Origin of the sequence: Streptomyces sp. NPDC088252 (assembly GCF_044740965.1) — a bacterium.
Classification (GTDB): Bacteria; Actinomycetota; Actinomycetes; order Streptomycetales; family Streptomycetaceae; genus Streptomyces.
Map to the genome: position 1 here is coordinate 375,786 of NZ_JBIURS010000008.1, position 10,122 is coordinate 385,907.

The following is a 10,122-nucleotide window of genomic DNA, read 5'->3' on the forward strand; positions in this document are numbered from 1 at the left end:
CAATACCTGTCGCAGAGCTCACCCACGGTGACCCGCAGCCGGGCATCGCCCAGCCGGCCAGTGGCCGCGAGCGGGGAATGACAGCCGCCCATCGATGGACCGCCGACATCGCCAGGAGAGGGGTACATCGCACAACCTCAACGCCTGTCCCCCGCTCCCCCACGACCCGGGTCGCTCCCCCTTCGGTCCGTCCCCGACCTGCGAACCGCGCAGCGCATTCCTGGGCGCTCCCGCCTCCACCAACTGCTCAACCCTTGAGGCCGCTGAGTCCGGGCTGAAGCAGCTCCGGTTCCGCTGAACTCCGGGCGGTCCATGGAGGGGGCCGCTTCCCGTACGGAGTGCGACGAGCACGTGCCGGCAAGCCGTCGCGAAGGGAACCGGCCCGGAGGTCATGGCCGGTCCGGGCGTTGGAGGATGCACCGGCATCCCCTGAGATCTGTCGGGGTGATCCCCCATTTTCCTCGATCAGAGGTTGTCGGCCCTACGAGCCTGCCAGCACACTGACCGCATGCCAGGCGATGTCACCAGAGCAGACGATTCTTCTTCACCTCGTCACCACGTGTCCGATCAGCGGGTATCTCATCGAGACCGGGATCAGGCCGTGGAGATCCTTCAGGTCGCGGCCGGAGACGGCCGGCTGACCATCGCCGAGCTGGACGAGCGCGTGGAAGCAGCGCTTGCCGCACGTACCGCCTCCGACCTCGCGGCGCTGACCGCCGATCTACCGCTTGAAGGGATGCCGTCGCGGGCTCGCGAGGTGATCCGGATCGACCAGCGCTTCGGAGAGGGCAAGCGCACTGGTCGCTGGCTGGTTCCACGCCGGATGGAGATCCGGCTGATGTTCAGCGACCTGAGGCTCGACTTCACCGAGGCCGTGATCACCCACGACACCCTGCACATCGAGGTCGACCTACGCATCGGCGGAAATCTGACGCTGGTGACCCCGCCGGGGATCGTGGTCGACGCCGACGACGTCACCTACAGTCGCGGCGACATCAAGCTCCGCCCGGTTGCCGGCCAGGATGCGCCGGTACGACTGCGTGTGGTGCTGAGCGGCAAGTCGACCGGTGGCGACATCGTCGCTCGGCCGCCACGGCGCACACCCGGCCAGTGGCTTCGACGCAAGCCTCGAACAGTCAACGGCCACTGACCGCCAGACGGCTGGTTGACCGTCACATGCAGGCGCCGGGCGGGGCGGGGTGACTCGACGGGGCCGAGCGGAAACGGCTGCGGCCGTCATGGTGGTCGAGCAACAGCTCGACTGGGCACGGCCCTCGGCACCATCAAGGGAGGAATCCATCGTGTCGGACCGCTGGGTCGAGTTGGAACTCGACGTGAACACCTTCGACGCGGTGCGCTTCGACAGGTACGTGAAGCGCTGCCAGGACGCCGGGATACGTTTGATCACCATGGCCGAGTTGGGTGACACCCCACAGCACCAGCGCGCACTCTATGAACTCAACAAGGAGTGCTCCGCCGACATCCCTGCCCGCGGCGAGTTCTACACCTTCGACGAGTACTTCGGGTGCAGGATCGACGTCCCCTCCTACGATCCGCGCGGAGTCGTGATCGCGCTCGACGACGACATATGGTGCGGGCTCGCCGCGACATCGGACCGGAGAGCCGCCGGCTTCGTCTTCAACGAGATGACCGGGGTCAGGTCCGCCTACCGCAGTCGCGGCCTGTCGATCGGAAGGTTCCATGTGCACGCCCGGCCTGCCGCGGGCTGTGACGTGTGATGGCCTGCGAGCGGACACCGCCGAAGCTGAACTGCGCTGAAGCAACAGCATGACGAACCTTCTCGCCAATGGACCTCCGCGACCGGAGTCCGCCGCGCGGAGGTCGGAACTCCCCCAGCACGGCTGTCCGCCGCGTGGGAACAGGGGTCCGTCCTCCCAGAGCACGGACCTCTGTTTCATGTGGCGGTGTGCCGGCTGGTCAGGCCAGGAAGAGGCCGAACCCCGCGCCGGACCCGTGGTGTCGGCCGCTGATGTGCTCCGCTTCCCGGCGGAGCACCCCTGAAGGCCGATCTCCGCACTCGGGCTCAGGCCGTTTCGGCCGCCGGGGCTGCGGTGCTGTCGCTCGGGGCGGCAGGCCATTCGCGGTGTCCTTCGTCGTGCCAGAGCGGGCGTCGGTCGACCCGTAGGCCGAGGATCTCCGGTCGCGCGTAGTGGCCGCGGGAGTCGACCCAGACCTTGACGGCGTTGATGTCGGCAAGGTCGATCTCGGCGGTGACGAGCTTCTCCTCAAGGCCGGTGTGCGGGCCGGCGAGATATTGATTGAAGGGGTGGATCACGGCCGACCAGCCGCCGCCCGCAGTGATGTGCTTCTGCGGTCCGATGGTGTGCTCCATCCACTGCAGGCACATCTCGTCCACCGGGTTTCCGGCAGAGATGACGAACGCCTGGGCCGTGAGAGCGTGGGTCTTCATCATGGCGTCGATCTGGACGTCGGCGACGGTCTCGAAGCCGGTCATGGTGGACAGACCGGGCCATGCCGCGGCGTGGATCTGCTGGCCCTGGGTGATCAGTGACTGGCGGGCCAGATTCATGGTGTGTTCCCAGCAGGCCAGGCCTCCGATCCGGCCCAGTGTGCTGTCGAAGACTCTGAGAGTGGCACCGCCGCCCTGAGCCCACACGATCCGTTCGGCGTAGGTGGGCTGGAGCTTGCGGTGAACTCCGAGAAGGGCACCGTCGGGTTCGATGAAGACCTGGCTGTTGAAGCACGTGCGGGTACCCGCGAGCCGTTCGCTCACGCCGAGAACGATGCCGACCCCGGCACGGTCACAGGCGGCTTGGACCCGGGCGATCTGCGGACCGGGCACCTCGACGGACGCCTCGGCGTAGGCGGCGTTGGCACCCTGCTGGTCGAGCGGGGCGTAGGCCTCGATCCAGTACGGGTATCCGGGCACGAAGGTCTCGGGAAACACCAGCAGGTCGATACCTTCCCGGCCGGCCTGTTCGATGAAGCCGATGACCTTGCCGACGGTCGCCTCGGTGTCCATGAACACCGGGGCTGCGTGCACCGCCGCGACAGTTCGTTTCGTGGAAGTGGGAGATGGCACGTCGGAGTCCTCCTCGGAAGTGGAGCGCACCGGCAGGAACAGGCCGTCGGGCGGTGTCCGGGGGTGCACGGTCCGGATGCGGATGAATCGGTGAGCCGGTCGCGAAGCAGCCTGCCATCGTTCGCGGCAACGTGTGCCTGTGCCGGCCAGTTCGAGCAAGGCATGTCAAGATCTGCCGACTTCGGGGTCGATATGCCGAGCCGCAGACCAACGGAGATGGCTTGCACCGTGGGAGAAGCACGATGCGTGTGCGCCAACCGGGCCATGGGATCGTCCCTGCCGTGCGCCCGGGACTGCGTCGGGGCGACGCATGCCCTCTTGCGCGTGACATCGCCTTTGTCCGGCTCGCCCGGGTGTAGTGGCAGTCGGCGGACTCCGGAGCGGAACCGATGAGCAGAGCACCGGAGTTGGCGGCGTCGACAATGGAGCGTCGTCACGCTCGCCTGTATCTCATCGGGCTCGGGCTCTCGGTGGTCGGCGATACCGCGCTCAGCCTGGTGGCCGGGATGTGGGTCAAGTCGCTCACGGGGAGCAGCGCGCTTGCCGGGTTGACGCAAACATGCATCTACATCCCGTCGCTGTTCGGGCCGCTGGCGGGACTGGTCGCGGATCGGGTCCCGCGACAACGCTTCCTCATCGTCGTGAACCTGTGCAGTTCGATCGCCGTCGCGTGCCTGCTGTTCGTTCACGGCCGGGAGCAGATATGGGCGGTCTTCGCCGTGATGACCGCATACGGCACCTCCCTGGTACTTGTCGATCCGGCCGAGACCGCCCTGTTCGCCCAATACGTTCCGGCCGCGGACCCGCCGACGGATCAACGGCTGGCGCCTGGGAGTACAGGAATCAGGGCGCCTGGTCTCGCCGTTGGTCGGGGCAGGCTTGCTCAGCCTGCTCGGCGGTGGGGCCGTTGCCGCACTCGACGCCGCCGCCTTCGTGACGGCGGCCGCTGCCACGGCATTGCTCACGCCGCCACCCGAACAACCCCGGCCGCCGCGGACCCGATGGCGCACCGAATTCCTCGCCGACGTCGCCCATATTCGCCTCACTCCGCCACTCGCGCGGATCCTCGTCGTCGCCGCACTGGTCACGGCGGTGTCGGGTATGGGCGTAGCGGCCCAATACAGCCTGGTCGCCGGGCTGCATCAGCCGCCCCGCCACCTCGGTGTGCCCACAGCGCTCCTCGGCGCCGCGTCTGTGCTGGCCAGCCTGGTCAGCCCCCCGCGTGATCGCCCGGGTCGGCTCGGACACCCTTACGCTTCTGGGTCTGGCTGCTTTCGCCGGTTCGATCCTGCGAGCCCTTCCCTGGATGCCCCTTTGACCGGGGAGCCCGAGGGCATCTCACCCCGGGCTGGTGGGGCAGCCTCGGCGCCCCGGCGTCGCAATCGCCCGAGACCGCCGACCGTCAGCGAACTCCTGTCGAGCGACGAAACCTGACGCCTGGGGCCGACCACTCGGCCGGCCCCAGGCGGCGCCCCGGCGGGCATGCGACGCGGATGCGGCCGCCCCGGGTACGCAGCCCAGAACGCGGGTCCTACCGTCCGGACTTCTTCAGCCGCTCAGCCGCCTTTGCCGCGGTCTCCTGGGCCTCACCCGTCATTTGCTCACCGCGGCCCCCTGCCTGCATGCCCTTGTCGTCCATGGCACCGCCGACGGTTTCCTTCAGCTTGCCCTTGGCCTGCTTGGCCTTCGCCTTTGCCTTACCCATGACGATTCCGTCCTTCACTGTGGGGGACTGACGCATCCACCTTGCGTCGATCACTCCGAGGCCGCAATCGGTGACGCGGCGCACTCACGAGCATCCGGAAGGAACGGCCGTGGGAACAGCACTCTTCCGTCGGTCGGGGCGGCTCGGGGACCGGACGGGGTCCGGGACCCGGCGTCCGGGGCGGCTCCGCGTCGGGCTGGGGCGCCTTTCTGAACATCACCGGGCGGATCCGGGGGCGCGATGAGGCATCTGTGGCCGCGAGGGTTACTGGCCGTGCTGGTGGGGCTGCTCGTGGCGGGCTGTTTCGCCCCACTGCCGCCGATGTTCGGCGACGGTGGGGCGGTGCCCGAGGAGGCCTCTCGTGTTCCGCTGCCGGTGCTGCCCGGCCCCGATGGCACCTGGGCGCTGAACGCCCCCGCGGCGGGGCTGCTCGGCGAGGGCCGCACGCTGGTCCGCCGGGATGGCACAGCGAACAAGGGCTGGCGGCCGGCATTGCCGGCCGAGCTCGCGTTGACCTCGCACCAGCACGGCGCGGCGCATTCCGCGCTCGTCCGTGGTGACCGGGTGGTGCTGGTCGGCGGCAGGGACGGCCGCCGGGGGCCGAGTGCGATCGCCGGGCTCGACCCGGAGCGGGGGCTCCTGACCTGGCGGCATGCCTTGCCGCCAGGCAGCCAGGTTTTCCCGTTCGAGAACAGCTTCGAGGTGCTGACGGCGGTCTGCCGCCCCGGATCCTGCCGCATGACCGGCTGGAACGCCTGGTCGGGTGAGCGCCAGTGGACGCGCGCGGTGTCCGGGGCGGTACGGGTCGTGGACGCCTGCCGGGCCGACGAGCTTGCCACCGCCGACGGCCGCCGTGGGGACGGCTGTGGGGCCTATCTGGTCACCCCCGACCGTGTCGGCACCGTCGACCGGATCATCAAGGCCAACGACCGGGTCATCATGGCTACCGCACCGGCCAAGGGCAGCTGCCGCGCCACCATCGAACGCGGGTTGCGAAGCAGACGGCCTCAAGACGTAACCCATCCACCGCGGTCACAGGCCAAAAGCGGATTGGCCCAGGGCTTGCGAGCAGTCCCGTCCACAGGATTTGACGATTACTCCGAGCACCCAGACCTGGGCCGGTAATCGGTCGATCATGCGCCCACTGGCCGACCGACGTCGACGACGAGACGGATTTCGGAGTCGACGACGACATGGTGGTGGGAGTAGTGGTAGCTCTTCGACCACAGCCCCCGGGCGAGCCACCACGACTTCACCCACCATCACGGACCAACTCGTGTGCTCCCGTAGCATGCAGGTGTGATCAAGCCCATTGAACTCGTGATATTCGACTGTGACGGCGTTCTGGTGGACAGCGAGCGCATCGCAGTACGCGTGGACGCGATGAGCCTGGCGTCGCTCGGCTGGCCGCTCAGCGAGGCCGAAATCGTCGAACGCTTTGTAGGCCGCTCGCACGCCGACATGATCACCGATGTCGAGGAGCACCTCGGCTACAAGCTTCCGGACGGGTGGGAGGCGGAGCAGCGCCATCTGTACCAGTTGGCCATGGAAGCCGAACTCACCGCTGTTGACGGCGTAGTGGAGGCCCTCGACCAGATCCAGCTGCCCGCCTGTGTGGCCTCCAGCAGCAGCCATGACGGCCTTCGCCACACCCTGGGCCTGACCGGGCTGTACTCGCGCTTCGAAGGACGCATCTACAGCGCGGCGGAAGTGGTCAACGGCAAGCCCGCGCCCGACCTCTTCCTCCACGCGGCACAGCAAATGGGATTCGCCCCCGAGGTCTGCGCCGTTGTCGAGGACAGCCGCTACGGCGTACAGGCCGCCCGCGCCGCCGGCATGCGCGCGTTCGGCTACTGCGGCGGGCTCACGCCCGCAGAATGGCTGCACGGACCGGGCACGGTGGTCTTTGACGACATGCGTGAGCTACCAGCTCTCCTCGCCGAGGTGTGACCCTCGGCTGTTGTGGGCCGTACGGGATTCGGCGCTGCACCTGGTCCTGGCTCTTGGGGCCCGAAGGACGTTTCGTGGTGCGGGATCAGCAGACGCCCGGCAGATCTGGCCGACGCAACACCCAACCGCCGAGCCACCACACCGATTTCCTTCTAGAACGAGCAGTGGGACCGTCTCCTGTGTCTCATCCTCATCTCAGCTCACGGTCGCGATGAGCCGGCCCGTGTCCTCGCTCATTTCTGGCTGAGCTTGATGCGTTCGGTCAGATCGCCGATCGCGCTGCCGAGTTTCTGCACGGGGTCGGCGAGGGTGGACAGGGCAGACTTGATGTCGACTGTGGCGGCTGTGTGGCTGCCCATACCGGCTACGTGGTCCAGCCGCGCCCACACGGCGGCTTCGGCCACCAGCGCGTCGCGCTGAGGGCTGGCGACCGGGTGATGGGATGCCTGGGTAAGCAGTTCGCGGGCCTTCTGGCCGGGGTCGCTGTCGGTCATGGACCGTATCTTGCCAGCGGCCCGCTGCTCTGGGTGGATTCGGTGGGCGGATACCATTCGAGTCCTGCTCTTTGCTGTTCAGCCTGGTCAGGATGGCGTTCGCACAGGCCGCTGAGGTCGCCGGCGCCCCTGGGCTCTCGGAGGAGGAGCGCTTGACCGATGGCGCTCCGATCAGGGAGGTGCGGGGCGGGACGAGCCCCGTCTGGGCTCGGAGCCGTAAGCGCGATCTGCCGATGTCGGGATCGAGCGGCTCGCACCTCTCACCCCGTACCTCGCCACCCACTCGCCGCCGATCCCGCTTCGACAACCCCGGGCGGCGCGCCTGGACTGGCATGGCACGACCTTCCGGGGCCGTAACTCCGGCGCCGGCTCCGACAGCCGGCGACCGCCTCCGCCACGGTTCGCCGGGGATGCCGGGTTCGTGTCAACTGTCGAACCAGGCGAGCGCGGCCACCGTCATGGCGCTGACGCCGGTGTCCAGGGTGGGCTGGATGACGGGGGCGAAGTTCGGGCTGTGGTTGACCGGGACGTCCTGGGCGATGGTTCCCTTCTTGGCGGCTTCGGCGTACAGGTCGGCGTCGATGCCTCCGATGCCCCAGTAGGTGAACGGCGCGCCGAACGCTCGGGGGAGCTCGCTCATGTCCTCGCTGGCGGTCTGCAGGTCGATGGTGTGTGCGTCGTCGCCGAAGTGGGCGGCGAACGCCTCGGCGACGCGCCGGGTGGCTTCCTCGTCGTTGACGGTGGGCGGGAAGGCGGCCGTCTTCTCGATCTCGGGTGCCCTCGGCGCCCCGGACGCCTCGCACTCGGTCCGGACGATGCGTTCGATCGCCTTCAGGACCTGATTGCGCGTGGCATCGTCGTAGGTACGGACGTTGAGCTGGATGACGGCGCTGTCGGGGATGACGTTGGGGCCGCTGCCCGCGTGGATGCTGCCCACGGTGACGACGGCGGGGGTGGTGGCGGCGAGTTCCCGGGAAACGATGGTCTGCAGGCGCACGACGATCATGGCGGCCATCACCACGGGGTCGACCGCGGCCTGAGGCATGGAGCCGTGCGCCCCTCGACCGTGGACGGTGATGCGCAGGCTGTCCGCGGCCGACAGGAAGGATCCCGGGCGGGTGCCGACGTAGCCGGCCGGATAGGGCAGGACGTGCTGGGCGAGCACCACGTCGGGCCGGGGAGCCCTTGCTGTGAGCCTGTCGTCGATCATGGCCTGGGCGCCGTCGCCGTTCTCCTCCGAGGGCTGGAAGAGCGCCACGAAGGTACCGCGCCAGGCGTCCTCGGCCTGAGCCATCAGCCGTGCGCAGCCGATCAGAGCGGTCACGTGCACATCGTGCCCGCAGGCGTGCATGACCGGCTGCTCGGTGCCGTCCGGACCGATCAGGGTCGCGCTGGAGGCGTAGGGCAGACCGGTCTGCTCGCGTACCGGGAGGGCGTCCATGTCCGCGCGGGCCATGACGGTGGGTCCGTCGCCGTTGGCCAGCACACCGATCACACCGGTGCCGCCGATGCCATCCGTGACCTCATAGCCGTAGTCCCGCAGGGCGTCGGACACCTTCTTCGCCGTGCGGTGCTCCCGCAGGCCGAGTTCGGGATGCCTGTGCAGATCCTGGTAGAGGTTCTCGAGATCTGAGCGGATCTCGGCGAGGCCGGACAGCACGGCATGGGTACGGTCCATCACGATGGCTCCTTGCGCGGGTGGGACTGCTCGTCCTTCCCGTTCCGGGTGGCGGGATCGGTGCGGCGCCGCAGCGTCGCGGCCGCCTCGGACCGGGGCTGCCAGTCCAGGCTGTTGGGCAGGTTCCAGCCGAACCGCACGGCGGTGAGCCGGAAGGCCAGGGCCAGGGCGATGCCCAGGCCGACGCCGACCCCCGGCACGCCGAGGTACACGCAGATCACCGTGACTCCGGCGACCGCAACGGCGACGGTGGCGTACAGACCGTTGCCGCCGAAGACAGCCGGCACCCGACCGAGGACGACATCGCGCAGGGCGCCGCCGCCGACGGCGGTCACGGTGCCCAGCAGGACGGCCGGCAGCCAGCCCAGGCCGACGGCCAGCGTCTTGTTCACACCGGTGATCGCCCAGAACCCGATGACCGCGGCGTCGAGGGCGGTGAACAGCCGGCCCCAGGACTCCTCACTGATCTTGATGAGAAAAACCACCACGGCTCCGGCGACGGCGGTCGGCAGGTAGGCGTAGTCGGTCAGTGCGACAGGGGTGCCGTGCTGCAGCAGCACGTCCCTGATCATGCCTCCGCCCAAGCCGGAGATGATGCCCACCACCAGGAACCCGAACAGGTCCAGGCCCGCCGTACGGGCGACGGCACCACCCAGCAGCGCGCACGAGAAGACACCGGCAAGGTCGAGGTACCGGGTCGCGACCGTGATACCGGCGGGAATCAGGGAGGCAGATGTCACGCACACGGTGGACACGATCATGAGCCTAGTGACTCACCCTCTTCGCAGCACCTGGGCCGGACACAGAGCGTGACGGCCGGTACCGGCACGCGGCTCGCCCGGCCACGCGTGGCCGGGACTCGCGCCGCCGATCGACGGACGCCCCGCTCGGCCGGCATGCCGTTGATCGTCCTGGCTGTCGGCCTCTGGGTTCGTCCTGATGGCGATCGGCCCTCTGGGCGAACCTGTCCGGTGCGGACCTGCCGGCCGGTCCGACGGCACCGGCACACGAGAGCGCCGCGGCCGGAGGCCCCATTGTCGTGAACAGCCCGCCGCCGGGGGGTGCCTCTATGTCCTTCGTCAAGTTCGCGCTGCCGGTTTTGAGGGTTTTCATCCTGGTCATGCGGCGAGGGTGACGGTGGGGGTTCGGGACTCGTAGAAGGTGCCGTCTCGGAGCATCGCGAACAGGACGCTGGTGCGTTGGCGGGCGAGGCGGAGGAGGGCTTGGGTGT

At 68.8% G+C, this 10,122-nt stretch carries 11 protein-coding genes; 4 read left to right on the forward strand and 7 right to left on the reverse strand.

Features of this window, described 5'->3' with window-relative positions; translation table 11 throughout:
• Positions 1 to 508 precede the first annotated feature (508 nt).
• Entirely contained in the window at positions 509 to 1,150 is a 642-nt protein-coding gene (locus tag ACIOHC_RS19525; RefSeq protein ID WP_401843301.1) for a DUF1707 domain-containing protein, read from the forward strand.
• Between the two features lie 151 nt (positions 1,151 to 1,301).
• Entirely contained in the window at positions 1,302 to 1,739 is a 438-nt protein-coding gene (locus ACIOHC_RS19530) for a GNAT family N-acetyltransferase (RefSeq protein ID WP_365689936.1), read from the forward strand.
• A 305-nt stretch (positions 1,740 to 2,044) separates the two neighbouring features.
• Here the strand turns inward: ACIOHC_RS19530 and ACIOHC_RS19535 are convergent, their stop codons facing one another.
• The 3 genes from ACIOHC_RS19535 to ACIOHC_RS19545 all read right to left on the reverse strand — a co-directional run bounded on the left by ACIOHC_RS19535 (position 2,045) and on the right by ACIOHC_RS19545 (position 4,769).
• On the reverse strand, positions 2,045 to 3,025 hold the full coding sequence (locus tag ACIOHC_RS19535) for a carbon-nitrogen hydrolase family protein (RefSeq protein ID WP_351083639.1): 981 nt from the start codon (positions 3,023 to 3,025) through the stop codon (positions 2,045 to 2,047).
• 882 nt (positions 3,026 to 3,907) lie between these two features.
• Positions 3,908 to 4,312 carry a hypothetical protein gene (locus ACIOHC_RS19540; protein WP_351083641.1) on the reverse strand — a complete coding sequence of 135 codons (405 nt, stop codon included), beginning with the start codon at positions 4,310 to 4,312 and terminating at the stop codon, positions 3,908 to 3,910.
• Between the two features lie 283 nt (positions 4,313 to 4,595).
• Complete coding sequence (locus tag ACIOHC_RS19545; protein WP_351083643.1) at positions 4,596 to 4,769, reverse strand: CsbD family protein; 174 nt, start codon at positions 4,767 to 4,769, stop codon at positions 4,596 to 4,598.
• Between the two features lie 273 nt (positions 4,770 to 5,042).
• Between ACIOHC_RS19545 and ACIOHC_RS19550 the strand changes: the two genes are divergently transcribed.
• Positions 5,043 to 5,894 (forward strand): hypothetical protein, encoded by an 852-nt coding sequence (locus ACIOHC_RS19550; RefSeq protein WP_401843305.1) that lies wholly within the window; start codon positions 5,043 to 5,045, stop codon positions 5,892 to 5,894.
• Between the two features lie 8 nt (positions 5,895 to 5,902).
• Here ACIOHC_RS19550 and ACIOHC_RS19555 read toward each other — a convergent pair whose 3' ends face one another.
• Positions 5,903 to 6,025, reverse strand: a complete 123-nt coding sequence (locus ACIOHC_RS19555; protein ID WP_351083647.1) for a hypothetical protein — start codon at positions 6,023 to 6,025, stop codon at positions 5,903 to 5,905.
• 43 nt (positions 6,026 to 6,068) lie between these two features.
• Between ACIOHC_RS19555 and ACIOHC_RS19560 the strand changes: the two genes are divergently transcribed.
• Positions 6,069 to 6,719 carry an HAD family hydrolase gene (locus ACIOHC_RS19560; RefSeq protein WP_401843307.1) on the forward strand — a complete coding sequence of 217 codons (651 nt, stop codon included), beginning with the start codon at positions 6,069 to 6,071 and terminating at the stop codon, positions 6,717 to 6,719.
• Positions 6,720 to 6,952: 233 nt separating this feature from the next.
• Here the strand turns inward: ACIOHC_RS19560 and ACIOHC_RS19565 are convergent, their stop codons facing one another.
• The 3 genes from ACIOHC_RS19565 to ACIOHC_RS19575 all read right to left on the reverse strand — a co-directional run bounded on the left by ACIOHC_RS19565 (position 6,953) and on the right by ACIOHC_RS19575 (position 9,652).
• A complete protein-coding gene (locus ACIOHC_RS19565) occupies positions 6,953 to 7,213 on the reverse strand; it encodes a hypothetical protein (RefSeq protein WP_351083650.1) in 261 nt (86 codons plus the stop codon).
• Between the two features lie 424 nt (positions 7,214 to 7,637).
• The gene (locus tag ACIOHC_RS19570; protein ID WP_401843308.1) at positions 7,638 to 8,891 is read right to left on the reverse strand and encodes a M20 family metallopeptidase; all 1,254 of its coding nucleotides are present in this window, start codon (positions 8,889 to 8,891) and stop codon (positions 7,638 to 7,640) included.
• Positions 8,891 to 9,652, reverse strand: a complete 762-nt coding sequence (locus ACIOHC_RS19575) for a trimeric intracellular cation channel family protein (RefSeq protein WP_401843311.1) — start codon at positions 9,650 to 9,652, stop codon at positions 8,891 to 8,893. Before ACIOHC_RS19575 ends, ACIOHC_RS19570 begins: the two co-directional genes overlap by 1 nt.
• Positions 9,653 to 10,122 lie beyond the last annotated feature (470 nt).

Coding starts and splice junctions, on each gene's coding strand:
- ACIOHC_RS19545 (WP_351083643.1), bottom strand. CDS start 4,769: ATGGGTAAGGCAAAGGCGAAGGCCAAGCAGGCCAAGGGCAAGCTGAAG.
- ACIOHC_RS19570 (WP_401843308.1), bottom strand. CDS start 8,891: ATGGACCGTACCCATGCCGTGCTGTCCGGCCTCGCCGAGATCCGCTCA.
- ACIOHC_RS19525 (WP_401843301.1), top strand. CDS start 509: ATGCCAGGCGATGTCACCAGAGCAGACGATTCTTCTTCACCTCGTCAC.
- ACIOHC_RS19565 (WP_351083650.1), bottom strand. CDS start 7,213: ATGACCGACAGCGACCCCGGCCAGAAGGCCCGCGAACTGCTTACCCAG.
- ACIOHC_RS19575 (WP_401843311.1), bottom strand. CDS start 9,652: ATGATCGTGTCCACCGTGTGCGTGACATCTGCCTCCCTGATTCCCGCC.